The 21,728-nt window shown below is 64.8% G+C and carries 16 protein-coding genes; 5 read left to right on the top strand and 11 right to left on the bottom strand.

Annotated elements, in window-relative coordinates; genetic code table 11:
• Positions 1-6: 6 nt before the first annotated feature.
• Positions 7-543 carry a GNAT family N-acetyltransferase gene (locus JY500_RS02755; protein ID WP_206255005.1) on the top strand — a complete coding sequence of 179 codons (537 nt, stop codon included), beginning with the start codon at positions 7-9 and terminating at the stop codon, positions 541-543.
• Between the two features lie 13 nt (positions 544-556).
• On the opposite strand, the gene JY500_RS02750 is transcribed toward JY500_RS02755, so the two are convergent.
• Positions 557-1,480 carry a DUF2167 domain-containing protein gene (locus JY500_RS02750; protein ID WP_206255004.1) on the bottom strand — a complete coding sequence of 308 codons (924 nt, stop codon included), beginning with the start codon at positions 1,478-1,480 and terminating at the stop codon, positions 557-559.
• 221 nt (positions 1,481-1,701) lie between these two features.
• Here JY500_RS02750 and JY500_RS02745 point away from each other — a divergent pair, with 221 nt between their 5' ends.
• The gene (locus tag JY500_RS02745) at positions 1,702-2,145 is read left to right on the top strand and encodes a CBS domain-containing protein (protein WP_206255003.1); all 444 of its coding nucleotides are present in this window, start codon (positions 1,702-1,704) and stop codon (positions 2,143-2,145) included.
• Between the two features lie 24 nt (positions 2,146-2,169).
• On the opposite strand, the gene pbpC is transcribed toward JY500_RS02745, so the two are convergent.
• From pbpC to JY500_RS02730, 3 genes are all read right to left on the bottom strand, one after another.
• The gene (pbpC, locus tag JY500_RS02740) at positions 2,170-4,563 is read right to left on the bottom strand and encodes a penicillin-binding protein 1C (protein ID WP_246479766.1); all 2,394 of its coding nucleotides are present in this window, start codon (positions 4,561-4,563) and stop codon (positions 2,170-2,172) included.
• Between the two features lie 69 nt (positions 4,564-4,632).
• Positions 4,633-5,295 carry a VC0807 family protein gene (locus JY500_RS02735; RefSeq protein WP_206255002.1) on the bottom strand — a complete coding sequence of 221 codons (663 nt, stop codon included), beginning with the start codon at positions 5,293-5,295 and terminating at the stop codon, positions 4,633-4,635.
• Positions 5,296-5,410: 115 nt separating this feature from the next.
• Complete coding sequence (locus JY500_RS02730; protein WP_206255001.1) at positions 5,411-6,547, bottom strand: carboxylesterase family protein; 1,137 nt, start codon at positions 6,545-6,547, stop codon at positions 5,411-5,413.
• A gap of 383 nt (positions 6,548-6,930) precedes the next feature.
• Between JY500_RS02730 and JY500_RS02725 the strand changes: the two genes are divergently transcribed.
• On the top strand, positions 6,931-8,088 hold the full coding sequence (locus tag JY500_RS02725) for a glycoside hydrolase family 26 protein (protein WP_206255000.1): 1,158 nt from the start codon (positions 6,931-6,933) through the stop codon (positions 8,086-8,088).
• A gap of 472 nt (positions 8,089-8,560) precedes the next feature.
• On the opposite strand, the gene JY500_RS02720 is transcribed toward JY500_RS02725, so the two are convergent.
• From JY500_RS02720 to ybaK, 5 genes are all read right to left on the bottom strand, one after another.
• On the bottom strand, positions 8,561-9,121 hold the full coding sequence (locus JY500_RS02720; protein WP_206254999.1) for an imm11 family protein: 561 nt from the start codon (positions 9,119-9,121) through the stop codon (positions 8,561-8,563).
• A 2-nt stretch (positions 9,122-9,123) separates the two neighbouring features.
• Positions 9,124-10,005, bottom strand: a complete 882-nt coding sequence (locus JY500_RS02715) for an AHH domain-containing protein (RefSeq protein ID WP_206254998.1) — start codon at positions 10,003-10,005, stop codon at positions 9,124-9,126.
• 29 nt (positions 10,006-10,034) lie between these two features.
• A complete protein-coding gene (locus JY500_RS02710; RefSeq protein ID WP_206254997.1) occupies positions 10,035-15,164 on the bottom strand; it encodes an alpha-2-macroglobulin family protein in 5,130 nt (1,709 codons plus the stop codon).
• Positions 15,165-16,188: 1,024 nt separating this feature from the next.
• Positions 16,189-17,040: a hypothetical protein gene (locus tag JY500_RS02705; protein WP_206254996.1), complete on the bottom strand. Its 852-nt coding sequence runs from the start codon at positions 17,038-17,040 to the stop codon at positions 16,189-16,191.
• Positions 17,041-17,101: 61 nt separating this feature from the next.
• A complete protein-coding gene (gene ybaK / locus JY500_RS02700) occupies positions 17,102-17,584 on the bottom strand; it encodes a Cys-tRNA(Pro) deacylase (protein WP_246479764.1) in 483 nt (160 codons plus the stop codon).
• A gap of 112 nt (positions 17,585-17,696) precedes the next feature.
• Here ybaK and JY500_RS02695 point away from each other — a divergent pair, with 112 nt between their 5' ends.
• Together JY500_RS02695 and JY500_RS02690 are read left to right on the top strand one after the other, a co-directional pair.
• Positions 17,697-18,455 (top strand): GNAT family N-acetyltransferase, encoded by a 759-nt coding sequence (locus JY500_RS02695; RefSeq protein ID WP_172201133.1) that lies wholly within the window; start codon positions 17,697-17,699, stop codon positions 18,453-18,455.
• A 122-nt stretch (positions 18,456-18,577) separates the two neighbouring features.
• Entirely contained in the window at positions 18,578-19,402 is an 825-nt protein-coding gene (locus JY500_RS02690; RefSeq protein ID WP_206254994.1) for a lysophospholipid acyltransferase family protein, read from the top strand.
• A 24-nt stretch (positions 19,403-19,426) separates the two neighbouring features.
• On the opposite strand, the gene JY500_RS02685 is transcribed toward JY500_RS02690, so the two are convergent.
• Together JY500_RS02685 and JY500_RS02680 are read right to left on the bottom strand one after the other, a co-directional pair.
• Positions 19,427-19,948, bottom strand: coding sequence for a DNA-deoxyinosine glycosylase (locus JY500_RS02685; protein WP_206254993.1), 522 nt, complete (start codon positions 19,946-19,948; stop codon positions 19,427-19,429).
• Positions 19,932-21,722 (bottom strand): endonuclease/exonuclease/phosphatase family protein, encoded by a 1,791-nt coding sequence (locus tag JY500_RS02680; RefSeq protein WP_206254992.1) that lies wholly within the window; start codon positions 21,720-21,722, stop codon positions 19,932-19,934. Before JY500_RS02680 ends, JY500_RS02685 begins: the two co-directional genes overlap by 17 nt.
• Positions 21,723-21,728 lie beyond the last annotated feature (6 nt).

Here is a 21,728-nt window from a genome sequence, read left to right as displayed (position 1 = left end):
CAGACCATGCCTGTAACGCCTGACACGATCTTGCTCGAACCACTCGCCACGCACCACGCAGAGGCCTTCTGGCCCCATGCGCAGTCCGATGCGCTGTATGCGTTCGTCCCGATCGAGCAGCCGGGTTCGCAACAGGAACTGGCCGCGTGGTTCGCGCGTCTCGCCGCTGGCGCGCCCGCGCACCTGAACGAGGAGTGGCTCAACTGGGCCGTGCGGCTTCCGGAAGACGGCGCCGTTGCTGGCATTGTGCAGGCGACGGTGATGCCCGACGGAGAGGCCGAACTGGCCTACCTGATCGCGCCGGCATTCTGGGGCCACGGTATCGGCCGCGTGGCGGTGCGACGCATGATTGAATGGCTGTGGCACGAGCGTGCGGTGGCGGTGCTCCGTGCGGTGGCGGACACCCGCAACCTGCGCTCGCAGGCGCTGCTCGATGCGCTTGGCTTTGTGCTCGCCGGGGAGGTGGCGTCGTCGATACGCGGCGTGCCGAGCACGGACCGAGTGTACGCCGCTCAGGCGCGCAGCGTGCTCCGGCGCGCCTGATTCGACACCGCGCTCAGACGGACGCGTCGTCCTGCTGCGCCTTGCGCCCGCCAAACAGGCGGCGGGCGGCGGCCACCAGCGCAACACCGCCGAGCGCGATCAGCTTGAACGACTTGGCCGCGAAGGCGGCAATCACGGCGAAGAGCCCGAGCTTCTTCACCGCCAGGCCGCCGACAAGCGCGGCGAGCCCGTACTCAGCCACCTTGTCGGTGGAGGCATTGAAGTCCGAGTAGCGCTTGCCGTCGCCGTACTCGAGCGCGGCAAGCAGGGCATGCGCGACCGGCTTGTCCTGCGCGATGCGATCGGCGCCGGTAACCAGGTTCAGGCTGAAGTAACCATCGCGCCCGAGTGCGTAGGTGTTGTAGTTGATCGAACCTTCAGCGCTTTCAGGCTGGCCTTTCTGGCGTGCGCGGATCGACCACACAAGGCGGTGCGTGGCAGCATCGTAGGTCGGCGCCTGCACCCAGCCGAGCACGTCGAGCTCAGGGATGCCGCGCGCACGGCGATCTTCGTTGCTGGCGGCGGTGCCTTGCTTGATGTTTTCAAGCAACTCGTCGGCCTTCCAGTCACGCGCGTCGTCGTCCTTGATGTAGCCCGCCTTCTCGAACTCCGCCACAACCAGCCAGTCGCCCTCGCCGTCCGGGAAGATCACGCCAGCGAGGCGATCATCCGCGCTGTTGCCCATCGCGTGCATCAGGTTGCCAGCAGCCGGCTGCGGCACCCAGATGCGGCCTGCGGGCAACTTCAACGTGGCCTGGTCGAGCAGCTTCACTTCGGCCGGGCCGACCACCTTCACCGCTTCGGCGGCCTGCACCGCAGCCGACATCTCTGCCTGGCGCGCGGCGACCTGGGCCTCTTCGGCCGACGATGGGCCTGCACACAACAGCATCGAACACACGCTAAGGCAACTCAGGGCACGGCGGGCAAACGCAATCATGATCGGTCCGAAAAGGTCGGGAACATTGGCGGGGCTGGCCCTGCCGGGAAAGGAGGGGGTACGATGCCCTCCGCCGTTGCCGGCAGCAAGGGCTGGCTGCGGTGCCGTGTGTCCTCGCGCACACTGCAAAGCAATCCTTGTGATTTTGATGCGGGCAGTCCAGATTAGAAGCTCACAGATCCGCCCGAGAGCGGCATACCCACAGCGAGGAGAGCAAGGCAATGACGATTACGGTACGGCAGATGCTTCAAGCCAAGGGTGGCAAGGTGTTCACCGTTTCGCCGGATCAAAGCGTGTTGCATGCGCTGGAGTTGATGGCGAAGAACGATGTGGGTTCGGTGCTGGTCACCGAAGGCGAGCGCCTCGCCGGCATATTCACCGAACGTGACTACGCGCGGAAAGTGGTGCTCAAGGGCCGCACCTCGGCGGAGTCGACCATCGGGGACCTGATGACCTGCAATGTGCTGACCGTCTCGCCAACGCAGACGATCGACGACTGCATGGCGATCATGACCAACAACCGCATCCGCCACCTGCCAGTGGTTGAGAAGGGCCAGCTGATCGGCATCGTCACGATCGGTGATGCGGTGAAAGCGGTGATCGAAGAACAGCAACGCACGATCAGCCAGCTCTCCAGCTACATCTCAGGCGAACTCACGACCTGATTCGGCAGCGCCGCCGCCGGGAGCTCAGTTCGCCCGCGGCAGACTCATGCTGAAATCCACCACCGCGAAGCGCCCGCCGGCATCCACCACGCTGACAGTGTGGGCGCCGGCGGTAGCGACCTCGATCAGCTGAGTCGCAGCGGCCGGCGCGCTGCGCAGCACCCGCCCGTCCAGCAGCCACCACACGGCGCCGCTCGCCCCCAGCAGCTGCAACTGCACCCGCGCGGAGGCCTGGCCAGGCGCCGGCCGAAGCACACTGCCCGGCGTCAGACCATTGATGCGGAGATTGCCCGCACCGTCGCCGGCGGCCACGCAGCGCGGCGACCAGGCGGGGATGCCAACGCGTTCACGCATTGCAGGGCCGAGGAAGGGCTCCAGATGCGTCGGCCAACGCGCGACGCGGCGGGCCTGGGCATCGGCTCGACAGGCGGGTGTAGTGCGCAAGCCGCTGTCCGGATCGATCCAGACCGTATCGAGCTGCCCGCTCGGACGCACGCGGTCCGGCAGCGTTGGCGGCGCGGCACCGTTAAGCGTCCATGCAGTGCGCTGCTGGTGGCAATGCGCCGGATCGGTGTCGGCCAATGCGCGACCAAGCGGCCAGCAGATTTCCGCCACGCCGACGTTCTTCGGCGGCGTGCGTGGCGCGCTCGCGGCGGCGCCGGGCAGCGCCGCCGCGATGTCCTTCAGTAGCGGCGCGGCGATGTTGGCCCCGAAGAAGCCGGGGTTGGGTGTGCCGTCCGGGCGGCCGACCCAGACACCTATCGTGTGGCGATCGGTCACACCAACCGCCCATGCGTCGCGAAAACCAAAGCTGGTGCCGGTTTTCCACGCCACGCGCCGCGAGCCCGCCTCGATGAAGGGCCGGTCGGGGTGACCACCGGTTTCAAGGATGTCGCGCACGATGAAGGCGGCCCCCTCGCTCATGATGCGGTTCTCCACCCGCGGGGCATCGGGCGTGAGGCGTGGTTGGCCAGCCAACCCGCCCGCGGCCAGCGCCCGATACGCGCCGACGAGTTCCTCCAGCGTTGTACCTGCGCCACCGAGGATGAGTGACAGGTTGGGCGTAGCGCCCTTGGCCATGCGCAAACGCAGGCCGCCCGCCCGCAACCGGGCGGCAAAACGTTGCGGCCCCACGCGGTCGAGCAGATCGACCGCCGGCACGTTGAGCGACCGTGTCAGTGCTTCGGCAACGCTGACCGGGCCGGAGAATGCGGCCTGGAAGTTGCCGGGCTCATAGCCGGAGAAAGCCTGCGGCGCATCACTGAGCAGGCTCTCTGAATGAATCAGGCCTTCGTCCAGCGCGATCGCGTAGAGGAAGGGTTTCAGCGTGGAGCCCGGAGAGCGCACGCCTCGCACCATGTCGACGTATGCGTAACGGGCGCGATCGGAGAAATCCGCCGAGCCGGCATAGCCGAGCACCGCAAGACTGGCGTTGTCCATCACCAACGCCGCCATCGACACCTTCGGCGGCAATTGATCGACGCGATCCAGCAACATGCGCTCCAGCGTGCTTTGCACCTCAGGTTCCAGCGTGGAGCGTACAAGCTGCAAGGCGCCTTCGGTACGCGCTGCTGCGGCCGGGGTGCGCGCTTCGCCGCGCAGGCGCTCGGCCGCGAGCGGCGCAAGCCAATGCGCGCGGATCGGCTGTGCGCCGACGCGCTCAACACGCGCATCGGCCACTTCGGCTGCCGACCACACACCAAATGCAGCCATGCGATCGAGCACCTTGTCGCGCGCGGCCTGCGCCTTGTCCGGCGCACGATCGGGCCTCAGCCGCGACGGCGCCTGTGGCAAGGCCGCGAGCATTGCGGCCTCGGCGTGGCTGAGGTATTTGGACGGTTTGCCAAGGTAAGCCCGGCTCGCCATTTCAACACCTTCGACGATGCCGCCCATCGGCGCATGGTTCAGGTACAGCGTGAGGATTTCATCCTTCGAGAAGTGCACTTCAAGCTGCAAGGCACGCACGACCTGGCGCAGCTTGCCGCGCAAGGTGCGTGGCGGCGGATCGAGCATGCGCGCCACCTGCATCGTCAGCGTCGATCCGCCGGAAACGATGCGCCCGTTGCGCGCCCACTGCCACGCCGCACGCAGCATCGCGAAGGGATTCACGCCCGGATGCCAGCGGAACCAACGGTCTTCGTAGTTGAGCACCGCCTGCAGGTAGCGCGGTGACACCTGTTCTGCCGTAACCGGGTAGCGCCATACGCCATCCACTGAAGGCCAGGTGCGCAGCGGGGTGCCGTCGGCTGCGGCAACGATCAGTCCGGCCTCGTGCGGCGGAAGCGGCAACGGAAACAGGCGATCGAGCACCCACGCCGTGAGGACGAGGCAAGCAAGCGTCGCCAATGCCACGCGTGCGCTGCGGCGCACAGCCAGTGCAGCGAGCATCCGCTTGATCGCCACACTGCGCGCTTGCATCCAACTCAAGTCTTTCGCCTCAGCATCGCATCGCTCGTGACGACCTGCGCGTCGTCATCGCGAGCGGCTTCAACCCACCGCATCTTGCGGGCCGACCTGCTGGCCATCAGCCGGGCCGGCATCGCGCTCTGCGCGCCCCAGCAGGCGGCGATACCACAGCGTCCACAGCATCAGCAGCGCGACCAGCCCGTAGCCAATGAATGGGGCCACCGCGAGGAAGCGGGCGGGTGGCCAGGTCCATGCCAGCCAGGTACGCAGCGCGGCCTCGGCGGTGAGGCCGCTCCCCCACACCGCGGTCATCACCGACACCGCCCGACGGGCTCCCGAGGTGGCCCACCACGCCTCGATCATCTCGTGGGCGTCGTCTTGCTCACGGGCCATCGTCGCGCGCGCGAGGTAGAAAATCAGCGGCTTCTCAAACAATAACGACACCAGAAAGGCCACGCCAATCGCACCAGAAGCCAGGGATTCGCGGACCAGCAATATCCGCGCATCGCCACCCAGAGCCAAGCCCACCAGCGACATCGCAATGCCGACCAACACCAACACGCTCAGCGCGTCCAGACGCCGATGCCGCAGCAACTCGCCCAGGCTCCAAAGCAGGGGCGGAATCGCCGAGGCAATCAAGCCCCCCAACTCGCCCCAGCGCGGCTCGGCCAGCGTGTAGGCCATCCACGGCAGCGCCAGATTGACGGCGAGTTCGGCGATGAGGTTGATGTGTTTTCGGTTCATGGTATTCACAAGCGGCATACGGCCAATCAACCGAAAGCGTAACCCGACACGCGGCCGTTCGCGTCGCCCGCGCGCGCGAACATTGCCCTCGCTAACGTGGGCGCGGACTGCGCGCCTAGGCGCGGCATGCCTCGGTGGCGTCGTCCCGAATGAGGTCGGGGTAAAAGCGATACGGCACCTTGACCGCCGGCAGCGGAGAGACGAAGCACTTCACATTGCCCGCACTATCCCGACGCGCATACATCAACCAGCCCGCGATGAACCGGTCGTCACGGATATAGAGGAAGGGCATCGGGTTGCGGCCCGGACCGAAATCGAGCCGGATCTGGCGGTCGGTCGCGGAAATGCTCACCTTCTCGCCGGTATCGAAGTGGTACGCACCCGCGAATTCCTGTGGGTTAGGTATTGGCGTTGAGGCGCTGTCGGCATCGGGCCGATCACGAGCAAGCATCCAGTCCACCGGGTCCTTGGTAAAGGCCAGCAGTTGCACCCCCGCGTGGTCCATCGCTTCTTCGTGGACATCCGGATTGCCGCCCGCACTCCGCAGCAACGATACCGGATTGCGCGCAACGGCAATCGGTACATTGTTGTCGGACAAGCCGCTGTAGACACGCACCGTATTGCTGGCGACGGCATCGAATGCGTGGCCCCAATCTTCCGCGCCAGTCAGCGGGATGTTCGAGAAGTAAAGCAGATCGTCATTCGTGAGTCCGCCCGCGACCGGCATGACGGCCGAGAAGCGCTTCGGAAAACTCAGCGCCATCGCCCAACTACCGAATCCCCCCATGCTGCCGCCGGTGATCGACACCCGCGTCTTGTCGACGCGATAGCGGCTTTCGACGTCCCGAATCACTGCATCAAGAAAGACCGGGTCGTGCCAGGTAATTGGCCACTCAGCATTCGTTGGATATTGGTAGAAATCCACCTCCTGCTGTGGTGCGATGATGATTGCCGGAAAGTGAGTGCCAGTATTCCGCATGAATCCCATCACGCCAATCCGGATCATGTTGTCGAATCCAAGCTCACCCAAGCGAGCAGAGCCGTGCAGGAAAATCACCAGCGGCCAGCGTTTGTCGGAACTCGTCTCGTAACCCGGTGGAACGTAGAGCACATAACGCGAGGCGCCATCTACAGGTACCGCAAGCGACTCCTGAGTGAACGCCACGGGCTTCTCGTCGCCTGCGTTATCACCACCACAACCGCTCAGCATCAAAAGTACACATGCCAGCGCGGCAAGAACTCTGCATTTCATTGATCGATCTCGTCAGAAATGGGCGCCGGAGCGCCTCTCAGGCTGGCTTCGGCAGCGCTAACGCTGCATGCCGCAAGAAAATTACACCGGCATTGTCTTTGTCGCCGCAAAGACAACCCACACCGCATCGACGGCGAATGTGACAGTACGCACGGCGATGGTCGAAATCCGCGATGACGGCGTCGTATCCACTAGGCATTTGGTGTCGAATGGCCGCAGACCTGATCAACCGATTCCAGCGAGAAGAATCGAAGTGGCACAAAAAGGGCATCAACACCTGTGAATCGGCTTGCCCAAGGTTGCTAAACAGGACCCAGAGTCGACGCGGAATTTTGCGGACGGCGACTTGCTCGCAAATCGGACTCAACAACCATGGAGTACTCATGAAGCCAGTCATCACCGCGGCGAGTATTGCTCTGCTGCTGGTTCTTGTGGCGTGTGGCGGATCGTCGGATAGCCCCCCAGCAGCGGCAACCATCGCCAACCCGAGCGACCCTGCCGCCAGTGCAGACGCCGTTGCGGTCTTGCACTATGTGCATGCCCTGTCGTCCCAGCGCGGCTCAGGGGTGGTGGTTGGACAGAATACCGGGCACGGCGACCAAATCCTCAACCAAAGCGGCAACGTCGGTTATGCGCCTCTTGTTGGCGCACTCGAAGCAAGCAGCGGAGAACTGCCCGGTATCGTCGGATTGGACTATGAGCACGATGAGATTTTCACACCGGAGCGACTCGCCGCCGCAAACAAGGTCCTTATCGCTCACTGGCAGAAAGGTGGCCTAGTAACTATCAACTGGAGTCCGCAGAGCCCGTGGCTCAACGATGAAAGCGATCTTGCCGGCAACCGCGGAGTCTGGAGCAACACCCGCCAGACTGGCGACAACATGAAGAACGTCGACCTCCGCAAGTTGCTGGACCCGGCATCCCCGATGCACGCTATCTGGCGCAAGAAGCTCGATCGGATCGCGGCCGCTCTTGGCGAACTACAGAGCGCAGGGGTCGTCGTGCTGTGGCGTCCGATGCAGGAAATGAACTGGAACCTGTTCTGGTGGGGCGCCACAAATCCGCCAAGCACCGGTACGGACCCGTACGTCGCGGTCTGGCAGGACATGCACCGCTATTTCACCAAGGACAAGGGGCTACATAACCTGCTTTGGGTCTATTCGCCCTATTCGTATTACCCGGTCACGTGGCGATACCCTGGCAACAATTTTGTCGACGTCGTAGCGGCAACCTCCTACAACGACAAGCTGGACATTCCGTACTACAGCGATCTGCGCGACCTCGGAAAACCCATGGGCATGGGCGAATGGGGCGCTGTCGGCGCTGTGACGTTGACCGGAAGCTTTGACGACCGCCTCTACGTGAGCCGGCGGCAGAAGGATTACCCCGAGATCGCCTACTGGGTGAGTTGGCACAACTGGGACTGGGGCGACGGCACGTCCGCACACATGTCGATCAATGGCAATCTGAACGCAGACGCCATGATGCGCGACGCCTCCGCGCTCACTGTCAGCCGGCTGAAGTGGAAAGACTTTCGTTGAAAGATGTGCCACGGAGCTGGCTGCAAGCGATGCGCATCAAACGATGCTGGACTGGCGCCGGTAGCACCCAATCGCCCGCGCTCGTGCTCGTGCTCGCCAGGGCCACAAGCGCGAAACGCTGGGTGATCAAGGGTCGCGCGCTTCCGATCAGCGCAGAGACTGCATCGGCGGAGTGGGATCTGTGGGAGGATCTGGCTCAATTCATGACCGACGTAAGCGAGCCCCAATTCATCAATCGCACCGTTCGGGGTCTCGCGTGGGAGACGGCAAGGCAACCTGCACGCGACTGGATGCCCGGGTTACACAAAAGAGGCGATATAGCCAATGCAGGCCATACGCCCGCCCCATCCCAGCGAGGTTCGACCTAAGGTGCGCCGAATTGGCCAGAGGCGCAACCTGCGGCTCACGGATTCTGGAGCCGAATATCGCCCGCCGTACCGTCTGAGGTGGACACGCTCCCGCTGAGCGGCAATCAGTCAGCAAACCCATCCCAGTCGACGGGGTTCTCGATCCTCACTCCCGTCAATGGCGCTGATCCCACAATTCTCGCCACCTGCTCATCGACAAGCACAAGCAAGTCGTACTCGGCCAGCCGGAAAAGGCGCAAACCTTGGCAACGGCCTTCGTCGATAACGAGTCGATCGATCGAACGCACCATCACGGGGTGTCGCCGCGCGGGCTCATACACCGATAGCCCCCTATCCATCGCCGCCACCATGCCAATGATGTTCGCGGCGTTGTACGCCCTCGTCTCGCCGGTTGCGGTGTTTGTTACTCGTGCCGGGTAGTAATCGATATTTGAAACTCCGGCACTCTGCAACACGTCGCACATCGTTGCGGAAAAAAGAGGAATGGCTGAGTTGGGTCTCAGGTAATCAGGCCAAACGAAGCCATGCGGGGACTCGAATTCGAATTCCAACGGCGGCATCGGCCGTACAAAACGCACGCCACTCACCCAGTCGAGCTGCTCTATGGCGGTTCGAAGCACGATGGACGGATAGGTTTCGCGAGCAGAACGAAGCAGGTAATGCATGATCAGTACCACTCCGGCAGGGTTTCATAGGCGCCCTGCAGAAAGGGGGCAATCTGCGCGCGCGCCACGTTGATATCAACATCGTCAGGAGGGATCTCGATGTAGCTCTCGGCGCCCAGACGGAAGGCATCTTCGGGCTGGCGCGCAGCGAGCTTTCTGAACAGCGTTGCCTCCGTCACATGCATCTCCTCAACAACAGCCCTCGCGATCGCATCTTTGTCGGCCGGTTCCTCTGTCTTGTCGCAGAACCCCTCGGCCTTGAGCAGCCGTACGGTCCGCTCAAGCATCGCCCAGACAGTCTCGAAATAGATCTTCCTGTGCGCGCCAAGGTGCCCCTGCAATGGCCTCCCTGTGCCACGTGATCTCGCCAAGTAGTACGCCGCGAAGAACTGACTCGCCGAGCTGGGCAGGAAGATGCAATTACCGCCGCCATTGATGTCATACGCCCCTTTCTTCGCCCACGGATTCACCTTTGGCTTTCGCGGCAATTTGTTCGTGCCGTTCATGCAGCAAACCGCGACCATGTGGTGGGGAGCGGCGATCCATCCCTTGATTGGTGGAGGTTGATATTTCTCAGCGCGCGCGCTGGTCTTGCCACCCTTAAGGTATGTCTTGAAGATCGTCTGATCATCCCAGGCAGGCGGCTCCAATGGACTCACCCACGCGCCCGAAGCGTCCTTCGGGTAATAGCAGGATCGATCCGCATCGCCTTTTATGTAACTGCGTCCCGCCTGTGTAAGCGCGTCGTCATTGCGCGTAAACGTCTCTGGTGGAAGTGGCTCCTGTTCTTTCTTCTGATGGTCCTCACCGCAGAAGATGCACTTCTTGTCGCCAGGTTCGTCTAGTACCAAGCCAACCGCAACACCCTCGCCGATTTGCGTCATCACGACACCTCCATGCACATTCTCAGCCGTTACTTGTCCTGCGGCGCCCGCGGATCGACGATCGTGATCGGCGCCGAGGCGGGGCCGATGCCGCGCAGTTCGGGTCGGTACATGTCTTCCGCGAACGGGGCCGGAACGACGTAGCGGCCCGGCGTGACGACGCGGACCATGTAGAACACGTTGAGCTCACCCGGCTCAAGCCGCGCCGCGGCGACATAGCGGTCGTCGCGGAACTCACGGTGCTTGATGCGCGCATCCTCCATCGCCTGGCCGACGTTGATGTTGCCAACGGTGAACTCCTGCGCTGATGGCCCCTGCGAGAGATTGAGGTTCTCGACTTCGAAACCGGCCGGAATGTGGTCGACGATCAAGCCGTCTTCGATGCGCTGCTTTGCGCTGGCGGTGACGCGCACGATCATCATGTCGCCCACCTTGAGCGGGCGCCCCTTCCATTCCTTGCCATCGGCCTCGTACCAGGTGCGGGTTAGCTTGATGGCGTCGGACTTCGGTTCGGGCGCCTTGACCGGGTAGCCGCTGGCTTCGATCTCGACGAACAGGGCCTCGCTGTGGCTGCTATCGATCTGCACGCCACGGGCGAGTGCGGCAGCGTCGAAGCTGCGTGCTTCGGAGCTCTTCGAGGTGAGTGTTTGGGCCGCGTCACCGTTCTTCAGCACGGCGCTCCATTCCTGCTTGCCGTCGCCGCCCGCCGCGCGTGCCGCGAGGAACAGCGACAGGCGTTCCTGAGTGGACGCCCAGCCACCACGCTCGCCGAGGCGGTCAGCGAGGTCAAAGAGGATCTGCTCCCGGCGCGGGTGCGCAATCTTGTGCCGCACCAGCAGCGCGTACGACAGCGCCAGGTCACGCACCGGCGAGCCGTAGTCACCCAGCCATTCCCAGTAGTAGCCGGTCGGTTGAACGCCATAGCGGCGCGTCATCGCTTCATCGAGTGCAACCTTGGCGCGCGCCGGGTCACCGGAGAGCTGCAAGGCAATCGCAAGATGAACCAGCGGTAGCGGTGAACGCGCGCGGTCGCGGTACTGGTCGTGCAACAATCGCAGCGTAGCGAGCGGCGCGGCCTGCTCACGGGCGAGCATGTAAGCGAGGTGCGCCATCTCGGCGAAGCGCTGATGGCCGTTGCGCAGCAGCTCGTAGTCCTGCGCCTTGTAGAAGCCCTTGTCGTCTGGCTTGACCGTGCCGGGGATGCTGGGGAAGTTGTTGGGCGCGTTCTGCAGTTGCTGCAGCATCCAGGTCTGCGCGCGCTTGCTCATCTCCGCCGGCACGGTGAAACCGGCCTCGCGTGAATCCTGCAGGAAACCGGCGACATAGGCGGTCAGCCACGGTTCGTAGTTGCCCTGGCCCCACAGCGTGAAGCCCCCTTGCGCGCCCTGCATGCCGGCGATACGGCCGATCGCGCCTTCGATGAAGGCGGCGCGCTGCTCACGGGTGCGCGGCTCCAGCCCCATCGCCTTGGCACCGGCCTCGTCGATGAACACATGCGGATAGGCCGCGCTGGTGGTTTGCTCAAGGCAGCCGTAGGGGTAGTCGAGCAGGCCCTTGACCAGCGCCTTCACGTTCAGCGGCGGCTTGTTCGAAAGCGTGACGCTGACATTGCTCGATGCCTTGAAGTACGGCGCGATCATCGTCGGATCGAGCTTGAGGCTACCGTTCGGCTCGATGCGCGCGCGGCGTACCACGCGCTCCATCGGCACTGGCGGTTGCACCTGCAGGGCCGATTCGCGTTTGATGACGATCGGCTTGGCGCCGCCCGTCTTCAACTGCAGCGTGACGCGAGCAAGGCCGTAGGCATCCGTCGCCTCGGCCTGGAAGCGCAGCGTGCTGCGTTGCTTGTCGGCGAGCTTGAGCGTGCGCTCTCCATCCTTGATCTTTGCCGGGTCGGTCGCTTCGAGCTTGAGCGTGATGTCTTGCGGCGCACCGGAAAGGTTAGTCACATCGAGTGCAATGGTCGCCAGATCACCCGGCGCGATGAAGCGTGGCGTCGCGAGTTCCGCAACGATGGGCGCGGCGACGGTCATCTCGCGTTCGGTGTTGCCGTAGCGCTCGGCGGTCGAGGCCACGGCCATCAGCCGCAGCGTGCCATTGAAGTCCGGAATGTCGAGCGGGATTTCGGCTTCGCCCTTGGTATCGAGCTGCACCGGGCCGCTGAAGATGTCGACGAGCTTCACCTTCTTCGGCATCGACTGGCTGTCGCGCATGCCGGCGTCACCGCCCCATTTGAGCTTGCCGCGCGTGCCATCCATTTTCTCGATCAGCTTGCCGTACAGATCGAGCAGTTCAGGCGCATAGCGATGCTTGCCGAAGAAGAAGTCGAAGGGGTCCGGCGTCTTGTAGCGCGTGATGTTGAGGATGCCCACATCAACCGCCGAGAGGGTCACCGTCGCCACTTTGCCCGCCGCGCCATCGACCTTGACCTTCACTTTTGTGATGCGTTCCGGTTGCACTTTGTCGGGCGCCGTCACCTGTACCTTGAGGCGGCGGTCCTCACGCGCCAGCGGCAGGTGCGCGAGGCCCAGCGCACGCGCCGGCGTCACGCGGTCGCCCTGGCTGCCGGGGCGGAACACGACGGCGGACACATACAGATCGTGCCGCGCCCACTTCGCATCGACCGGAATGCTGACCGTGGTGCCACCGGTCGAGGCCGCGACGCGCTTGGTCCACAGCACCTTGTCGCCTTCGACCACGACCAGCGCTTCGCCATCGTGCGGCGGCGTCAAAGTCAGGCGCACGTTGTCGCCCGGTTTGGCCGGCACGCCTTCGAGCTTCATCTGCACACGATCCGGCCGGTTGCCTACATCGTCGGCGTCCTGTGCGTTCCAGCCGGCATAGAAGCGATAGCGCAGCGTTTGCTGCGTGTCCGGGTCTTCCACTTCGAGGCGGTAGCGCCCCCACTTGACCGGCAAGGACACTTTGGCGCGCTGCTTCAGCACCACCGCGCCGGATTCGATCAGCTCCTCGGTCTCGGTAAAACCGGAATGCCAGCCGCGCTGATCGTCGAAGCGCCAGTAGTACTGGCGGTCTTCGCGGAACAAGCGGATCTTCGCCTGCGCCAGCGGCGCCAACACACCGGCGGGCGTCACGCGGACCAGCTCGAAATCGGCGTTCTGTTCTTCGCGCGACACATCGCGGTCGAAGGCCGGGCGCACGCCGATCATCGCCTTGGCTGGCCACCAGATGCGTTCGACCGAACGCACCACCGGGCGGCCTCCGGATTCAAGCAGGCTGAAGGACGCACGCACCGTGACCGGCGACTTCGCACTATCGACACCCGTCGGCACCGTGACATTCGCGGCGCCCTTGTCGTCGAGCGCGGTTTCTTCCATTTCGCTGCGGCGCTTGAGCGTGTCGTCAGCGAAGTCGCCAAAGATGAAGCCGTTCCACTCCTTCGTGAAAGGCGTGCGCGCACGTTCGATCGCTACGCTGCCGAGCAGCCGATTGCCCGCCGCCGGCGCGCCAAAGAGGTAGTCACCCTGCACCGCCACCTCAAACGCGTCGCCGCCCATCAGCGGCGCCTTGGCGGTCTTGAGATCCAGCTTCATGCGTTCGGGCAGGAATTCCTCAACCTGGAAGCTCCACACCGCATCCGGCGCCTTCGCTGCAGGATCGGCACGCACCTCCAGCATCCAGCGGCCGGTCTGCGCGTCGGCCGGCAGGCTGAGCGCCTGCTGGAAGTAGCCGGGCTGCTTGTCGTTCGGGCGCCAGCTTTGCGTAACGACCGCACGGCCATCCGGCCGCTTCAGGATCGCCTGCACCGGCGAGGGCGGCAGCGCGCGGCCGTCGGCATCGCGTGCGAGCAGCGAGACGTTGAACTTCTCGCCCGGCCGGTACAGATCACGTCCGGCGTACACGAACAACTTCGCGTCGCGCGGCAGGTGGCCACCGATATCGAACTCCGACAGGTCCAGCCCTGGCTCGCGCAGTGCAACCAGCGACAACTCCTTGCCGCGCCGCCCCAGCAGCAAGTGGGCCGATGCGGGCAGGCCGGCGATCTGCACATGCCCGTCACCATCAACCTTGGCTTTGGCGAGCCGCTTCGCGTTCGCGTCGAGCACCTCGATGTCGACATCCCCCATCGCCTTGCCGCTCACCAGCGAGGTGGCGAAGACATCCATCGTCTTGGTGTTGCGATGCGCGTGCAGGCCGATGTCGGAGACGTAGAAGTAGGTGACCTGGTATTCCTCGCGGAAGCGCCCCGGCTGGCTCATCACCGCGATGTAGACGCCGGGTTCCTGCAGTTCCTTCACGTCTTCCACCGGCAGGAAGGTCACCTGACGCTTGTTCGGTTTGTCGCCGGTCAGGAAGCGGCCCGCGTACACGCTCTTCGATACATCGCGCAGGCGATCGAGCTGCCAGGAACCCACCGTGCCCTTGAGCCGGCTGTTAGTGTCGTAGCCATACTCATAGTTCTCCTCACCGCCCTCGCCCGCCGCCTCCTCGTCCGAAGCCGGCGCACGCCGCCCCGCGATCACTTGCTCGATGAAGCGCGGCAGGTTCTCCGGCTCGACGCGCAGGAACTGCACATCCACTTCTGCGACGTTCACCGTGACGACCGGCAAGCCGCCGTTCTGCTTCGCAGGCAGCACCGTACCCTTGCTGGCAAAGAAGTAGGAAGGCGGCATCTCTTCCGTCGCCAGCTCGCAGGTCTTTGCGCTGGCGAGCTTCGCGCCGCTCGCGGCCAGCACGCCCTCGTTTACCGTGATGCGATATTTGCGCTGCGGCTGGATGTAGGGGAACACGACGATGCGCGGGTTGCCATCCACCACCCAGCTGCCCTGCAGAATCTTTTCACCCGGCGCCGCTTTGTCAGCATTGCGCGGCTTGCTGCCGTTGGCCTGCTCCTCGCCCGATTCGGACTTGCCGTCGATGCGGCCGAGGTCGGTCACCTGGAAAACCTTGTCGAGTGCCTGGCTGCGATCCACCGGTTCTGAGAACACCACCGCCAGCGCGGGCTGATCCTCGAACAAACGCGCGCGGCAATCGGTCGCCGCGAAGGGGCCGCCGGTATCCGCGATCACCGCATCGCCCGCCATCGTCCCGCCCGCGCCGGCTGCACGGTGCTTGTACCACCAGCCACCGCCAGCGGCCGCGAGTGCCACGACGACCGCGCCAGCGGCCAGGATGCGTTTGTTCGCAAACGGGTTCATGCCCATGCTCCAGAACGGATTCGGATGTGGCGGCGAGTATGCCGCTTTGGTAATCCGCTCGGTAGCGGATTTGGGGTGGGGGAGCGACGGATCGCACGGCGGGGGTGTTCGGTGCCGTGGTGCGGGCACTTTGCGCACAGTGGCGGCAACGCAGCGCCGGCCGTTGGGTTGGCATCGGGGAGCGGCGTGGCTTGGGCTGCGCGTCGCAGAGCACAACGGTTCGGCTTGCGATTTGCCGCGTCGCTTTGCCGCGGCTTTTCCGTTCAAGCCGGATCCCGCCCTGGCGGGCGTGTTACTTCTTTTGCTTCGCCAAAAGAAGTAACCAAGAAAAGGCGACCCGGCGTTCGCGGTCAGACGCTTTGCGCCTGACTTCCCTCGCGTGCTCGCGGAGTCGGGCGGCTGCGGAACTCGGCCCTGCGGGCCTCAGACAGTCCTCGCCGTCGGCGCTCCGCGCCGATCCCCCGCCCCCGCTGCGCCACTCGGCGCTCTCGACGGGACCCAAAATCAAAACCATTAGCAGAGCGACGCTTGTGAGTCGTTCTGGGCCTGGATGGAGCTGAAGCCGTAGCAGGCGCCCCCATCTGTTCCACCGCAACGCCCGGATTCCGGTCTGCGATGAAGTTGCAGCGGCTGATCGTCGACGCTTTTCAATCCCCCTCTGAAACGCCAAGCAGCGCAGAAGCATCGGGTTCCGACGTGCGAAGCATGGCGGTGGCGAGCACTGTCCGAGCACCGAGCGTTAGCGAGGGCGAGTTGCGCAGCCACCCGATGCTTCGAGCAGCGCAGGGCACCCCTTGCGCAGCAAGGGGCGTTGAAGCGGGGCGATTTTCTTTGGGTACTTTCTTTGTTCGCACAAAGAAAGTACCCCGCCCGCCGGGGCGGGACCCGGCTTGAATGGGAAGGCCGGCGCAAAACTCACGCGCAATTCGCAAGCCATCGCGTTGGACTTCGCAACGCTCAGCCCAAGCAACTCCAGTGCATGTGCGCAAGCGTCCAATAGTAGCCAGCGGAACGCGAGGGTACGTCAGTTGTCCTTACGCGGAACGAGAACTTGATCGGTAAATAGACGCGAGGGGGAGCCGGAACCGCCCCCGTACGTCGGGCATATCCGAGCGCGCAACCAAGCGCTGCTCCCACGAGACTCAAATCCATACGTGAAGGCAAACACGGTCAATTCACCGAGCACTTCGTTGGCCTGAATGTCCAGCACTCTTACCGTGCTGCTCGCGACCCCAAGCGCACGCTCCTCCGGTACGACGTGGTCTTCGTAGGTCACGCCGTATCGGGGCTCGGGGCCGGATGCAGGTCTCTTGTCGAGGTTGGCTCTGATGTACCCCTTGAGCCATGTCTTGTCTTGCTGCCAAGGCTCGTCGTAGCTAATCACATAGCGATTCCGTTCTCCATTCGATGAATCGACAGTGTCGACAAAACGATAGCCGGGGCGTTCGTGTGGTCCCGCCTTGTAGGATGTGTTGATCCCGCCACGCGCCGTCGGCGTTATAGGACTTGGCTTACCGTCGGGGCCGAACGCCTCTTCGTAGCCAAGAAAGTCTTTGATGTATTCCTCAGCCGTTCCCTCATGGGCAAAGGCCGCCCCCGGCCACATGCGGTCGTGCCACTCGTTCTCGCCCGCCGGCGGGCGCACCCTGAGCAGCGTGATGCCTTCGACGTCCTCAACCCTGCGATAGATCTTCTCGCCGGCCTCGGTCTTGCATTTCTGTTCCCACAGAGCAAGGCCAGCCTTCGCGCGTTCTCGCTGTGCTTTCTGCTCAGCGGTTTCTGAAGGCGCGCAAGCGTTGAGCGCTAGCACCGCCGACAGGAGAACGACGATCGAACTTCTCATGTTTGCTGCAAGGTGATTCATCAGGAGTTCCATCCAGAAACCATACCCACACATCCGACCTTCGGCGACCGTGACCGTACGGCAATAAATCGGATCACCCCGTCGCTGCATCCACCGCCGTCGGCCCCACCAGCGCCACCAGATCCGCCGGCGTAATGCCGACGAGATACCCGCGACTGCCCCCGTTGATGTAGAGCTTCTCCAGATCGAGCACCGTGCGCTCGACATAGACCGGCATCTGCTTGCGGGTGCCGAAGGGCGAGGTGCCGCCGACGCGGTAGCCGGAGTGGCGTTCGGCAACTTCCGGCTTGCAGGGTTCGACACTCTTCACGCCGATCGCGCGCGCGAGGTTCTTCAGCGAGACCTCGCGGTCGCCGTGCATCAGCATCACCAGCGGATGGGCGCGGTCGTCCTGCAGGATCAGCGTTTTCACGACGCTGTGTTCGTCCACGCCGAGCGCTGCGGACGAGACCCGCGTGCCGCCGTGGTCGACGTAGGTGTAACAGTGTTCGGTGAAGGCGATGCCGCGGCTCTTGAGCAGGCGATTGGCGGGCGTGGAGGGGATCTTCGGACTCACGGTGTCTTCCTGAAATGCGTTGTCACACGGCGGTAACGCACGCGTCATGTTTGGGTCACGGCCGGATTCTAGAGTCACCCCGACAAAAAACGGACAAGACAGGGTGAGAAGCATGCTGCAAATTGAATCCAGGCCCGAGCGGGCCCGCACGCGTGATCTGCAAGTTCGGTTGGCGAGCTGCGAGACCGAGATCCGCGAGGCGCAGAAGCTGCGCTGGCGCGTATTCGCCGACGAAATGGGTGCGCGCCTCAACAGCCGCGAACACGGCGTCGACCGCGATCATTTCGACCCATTCTGCGAGCACCTGATCGTGCGCGACGAGGCGCAGGGCCGTATCGTCGGCACCTACCGCATCCTCACCCCGAGTGCTGCGCGCCGCATCGGCAGCTACTACTCGGAAACCGAATTCGACCTGACCCGTTTTCACCTGATCCGCGACCGCCTGGTCGAGATCGGGCGTTCCTGCATCGACCCGGAATACCGCAGCGGTGCGGTGATCGCGCTGCTGTGGGCTGGCCTTGCGCGCTTCATGCAGGAGAACGGCTACGAATACCTGATGGGCTGCGCGAGCATCAGCATGGCCGATGGTGGCCACGCAGCGGCGGCGATCTACGACCAGCTCGAAGCGCACCAGGCGCCGGCCGAATGGCGCGGCTTCCCGCGCCTGCGCCTGCCGCTCGAAGCGCTGCGCAACGGCCAGCGCGCCGAGATGCCGCCGCTGATCAAGGGCTACATGCGCGCCGGCGCGATGGTGTGCGGCGAGCCGGCGTGGGACCCGGACTTCAACACGGCCGATCTGCTGTTGCTGCTGCCGATGGGCCAGACCGACGCGCGCTACGCGCGCCACTTCATCGGCTCGCGCGGCGAGTGAGCCTGGCCAGACGGGTGTCAGGGCTGGCCGCTGTGGCCACGCCGTTGGCACGCGGGGTGCTGGGAGGCGCCGCGAGGGCGCGGGTTACAATTGCGCCACGCCAACGGCCCGCAGCGGGCCGGATGGCGCACGTGGTCGGCGCAGTGCGTACGGCCAGCCCGCAGCCCCGCCGACCCGTACTTGCCTTGTTCAAACAGATCCGTGCCGCCTGGCGGCTCCTGCGCACCGTCCTGCATTTCTTCCGCGGCTGCGCCATCGTGGCGATCCGCTTTCCGTGCTGGACGCCCGCCCAACAACTGGCCGCCAAGCAGCGCTGGTCGATCCAGCTGCTCTCGCGCCTCGGCGTAACGCCGGTTCTGCATGGCGACGTGGTGAGCGGCGGCGCACTGGTGGTTGCAAACCACATATCGTGGCTGGATATCTTCGTCATCAACGCTTTGCGCCCCTGCACCTTCGTGTGCAAGGACGATGTGAAGGACTGGCCGCTGGTGGGCTGGCTGGTGGCCAACACCGACACCATCTTCATCCAGCGTGGCAACCGCGCGGCCGCCCGCCGCACGGCGGAATCGATGGTCGAGCATCTGCAGGGCGGGGTTTCGATCGTGGTGTTCCCCGAAGGCACCACCACCGACGGCACGCACATGCTGCCCTTCCGCCCCGCCTTGTTGCAGTCCGCCGTGGATGCCGGCGTGCCGGTCGCCCCGGTCGCGATCCGCTACCGCGATCCGCAGCACCCGATCAGCCCTGCGCCGGCTTACGACGGCGATATCTCGCTGTGGCAATGCATGCGCGCGATCACGCTGGCGGATGGTCTGGTTGCCGAAGCCTGGGTATTGCCGGCGATCAACTCACAAGCCGAACGCGCCCACCTCGCCGCACACGCCAAACACGAAATCGCCACCCAGCTGGGCGTGCCGCATCACGCACCCGCCAGCGCACCGGGCTGAGTGATGGCGCGCTAATCCGCCAGCTTACAAACCGTCGGCCAAGGCCCGCCAGGCTTCGAGCTTGGCAGCCAGATCACGGCTCGCATGCGCCGGGCTGGTGGAGGGCAGCCGGATACGTTCGATCGCGCACGCCGTGGCATCGAGCTGCGGCAGCACATGGCGGCGGAACAGCGTTTCAGCCGCGGAGCCATTAAAGGCAATCCGTACGATCGCTGGGTGCTGCGCGAGAAAACCGGCGAAATCGTTGGCTTCGACGCTGTCACCCTCGATCGCTGAATCAAGGCTGCCGATGCGGCGGCAGGCCGCGAGCACATCCCACAAGGCCACGCCAGCCGCCTGCAGATGCCGCAGACGGTCCGCATAGGCTACCGCCGGATCAAAGCCGAACAGCGTCCCGACAATGGGCCAGAACGCGTTGCGCGGGTGGGCGTAGTACTGCTGCGCGGCGAGCGAGGCTTCGCCCGGCATCGAGCCCAGCACCAGCACCCGCGCGCCCGGCGTGGCGACCGGCGGAAACGCCAGCAGGCGCTCAGCGGGGGATGGCATCGATATCGAACACGGCGCGCACCGGGTCGTGGTCCGACTGGGCATCCGGGTACTCGGCATTCAGATGCACGATCTGGTAGCCGCGCAGCGCCTGCCCGGCCAGCGGGGGCGACACGAACACATGGTCGAGCGCCTGCGCGTTGCCCTGGTAGATGAAGCTGTAACGCTCCTGCGGCGGCAGACCAAGCGTGAGGTTGGCAAGCCCGGCAGCCTCCAGCGCCTGCGCGGCGGGGCCGAAGGCGAAATCGTTGAAGTCACCCAGCACGACGATGGCCGCATCAGCGCGATGGCCGCGCAAGGTGCGCACGAAATCGGCCACCACGGCAGCCTGCGCCACCCGCTGCACTTCAGAGCCCGCGAAGGGGGGCTGCTGCGGCCCGAACAAGGGCTGGTCCATGCGTTTCGACACGAAATGCGTTGCCACCACGACCAGGCGCTTGCCGGCAACCGTGAACTGCGCAACCAGCGGCTTGCGGCTGGATTCAAAGGCCGGGTCGCTGGGTGCGATGCGGCCTGCAGCGGGTTGCAGCTTGCCGCCCACGCCGATCGCCACCGCATCCTTCGCGCCGCCAACGCTGCCATCGAGCTGCACTCGTGCAGGGTCGTACAGGATCACCTGCCGGATGTTGGCGCCGGGCGCCCCGCCGTCGGCGTTGTTCTCCGGCGCGATGTCGATCCAGCGGTAGGCCGGCCCACCCGCGGCACGGACTGCATCGGTAAGCCGCGTCAGCGTGCGCGTCGCATCGGTCACGCCGTTGTCGCGTGCGCCGCTGCTGTCCTGCACTTCTTCGAGCGCCAGCAGATGCGGGGCGCGCAGCGGCCCGACGATCTGCCGCGCCAGTGCATCGAAGCGCGCCTGCGGCGCATCGCCGCCGAGGTTCTCGACGTTGTAGGCCGCCACCGCCAGCTGGCCTGGCGCCAGGGCGGGCGCGGCGTCCGCGGGCAAACTCTTCGATACGAGCTGCGGCGTCTCGGTGAGCTTGAGCCGATAGCTGCCGTAGGCGTAGTCGACCACGCCACGCACGCCGCGCAGGTGATCGCCCACCTTCACACCGGCCGGCGTTGCAGCGAGCGAATCGTCGATCAGGATGCGATGCGGATTGAAGGCACCCGGTGCGATGGTGAGTGCACCACGCGCCGAACGCAGCCCGGTTTCCGCCTGCGCCGCGGCGATCACGACCAGCTCGCCGCGCTTGCCGCGCGCGCTCACCGCCACTGCATCGTCGATCTCGACCCGCATGCCTTCGAGGCTCTCGAAGAAATCCATCGCATAGCGCCGGGGTTCCAGCGCACGACGGGCGGCTTCGACGTTGCCCAGCGTGGGCGCGATCGCCGCGGTAGGCGGCAGCCGGCCGCCGTCGCCGATGCGCACAGGTGCCGGCAGGGGCACACCGGCGGCAAGGCGCTGCCAGCGCGCGTCGTCGAGCTGCGTGATCGTCAGGTTGTCGGGGTTGCGGCCCGGTCGGTACTCGCCGACACGGCCGCTCACGGCGAGCCGGTCGCCAACGGCGGGTTTCTCACCCTTCGCGAGGTATACGAACACCGCATCGGCGCTCCGTTCATCCGCATCCGGCGTTTCGTCCTGCAGCCAGAAGCCATTGCGGGACACCGCGGTCACCACGCCGCGCAGATCCTCCACGGAACGGCCCGCGTACGGGCTCAGGTGACCGGTGCCCTGAACTTCGCCGATCGTCATCGCGGACGCACCGGTGGCGGCGAGCAAGGCGAGCAGGCCCGGGACAATACGGTGCAAGGGCAGCTTGGTACGCATCATGGTGCG

It is taken from the genome of Niveibacterium microcysteis, assembly GCF_017161445.1.
Lineage (GTDB): Bacteria > Pseudomonadota > Gammaproteobacteria > Burkholderiales > Rhodocyclaceae > Niveibacterium > Niveibacterium microcysteis.
The sequence above is the reverse complement of the archived record's forward strand: the minus strand, read 5'-3'. Positions and strand labels throughout refer to the sequence as shown.

Bases quoted from the DNA above. Each gene is read 5' to 3' on its own strand.
- JY500_RS02755 (WP_206255005.1), top strand. From the start codon at position 7: ATGCCTGTAACGCCTGACACGATCTTGCTCGAACCACTCGCCACGCAC.
- JY500_RS02750 (WP_206255004.1), bottom strand. From the start codon at position 1,480: ATGATTGCGTTTGCCCGCCGTGCCCTGAGTTGCCTTAGCGTGTGTTCG.
- JY500_RS02745 (WP_206255003.1), top strand. From the start codon at position 1,702: ATGACGATTACGGTACGGCAGATGCTTCAAGCCAAGGGTGGCAAGGTG.
- pbpC (WP_246479766.1), bottom strand. From the start codon at position 4,563: ATGCAAGCGCGCAGTGTGGCGATCAAGCGGATGCTCGCTGCACTGGCT.
- JY500_RS02735 (WP_206255002.1), bottom strand. From the start codon at position 5,295: ATGAACCGAAAACACATCAACCTCATCGCCGAACTCGCCGTCAATCTG.
- JY500_RS02730 (WP_206255001.1), bottom strand. From the start codon at position 6,547: ATGAAATGCAGAGTTCTTGCCGCGCTGGCATGTGTACTTTTGATGCTG.
- JY500_RS02725 (WP_206255000.1), top strand. From the start codon at position 6,931: ATGAAGCCAGTCATCACCGCGGCGAGTATTGCTCTGCTGCTGGTTCTT.
- JY500_RS02720 (WP_206254999.1), bottom strand. From the start codon at position 9,121: ATGCATTACCTGCTTCGTTCTGCTCGCGAAACCTATCCGTCCATCGTG.
- JY500_RS02715 (WP_206254998.1), bottom strand. From the start codon at position 10,005: ATGACGCAAATCGGCGAGGGTGTTGCGGTTGGCTTGGTACTAGACGAA.
- JY500_RS02710 (WP_206254997.1), bottom strand. From the start codon at position 15,164: ATGAACCCGTTTGCGAACAAACGCATCCTGGCCGCTGGCGCGGTCGTC.
- JY500_RS02705 (WP_206254996.1), bottom strand. From the start codon at position 17,040: ATGGAACTCCTGATGAATCACCTTGCAGCAAACATGAGAAGTTCGATC.
- JY500_RS02695 (WP_172201133.1), top strand. From the start codon at position 17,697: ATGCTGCAAATTGAATCCAGGCCCGAGCGGGCCCGCACGCGTGATCTG.
- JY500_RS02690 (WP_206254994.1), top strand. From the start codon at position 18,578: ATGGCGCACGTGGTCGGCGCAGTGCGTACGGCCAGCCCGCAGCCCCGC.
- JY500_RS02685 (WP_206254993.1), bottom strand. From the start codon at position 19,948: ATGCCATCCCCCGCTGAGCGCCTGCTGGCGTTTCCGCCGGTCGCCACG.
- JY500_RS02680 (WP_206254992.1), bottom strand. From the start codon at position 21,722: ATGATGCGTACCAAGCTGCCCTTGCACCGTATTGTCCCGGGCCTGCTC.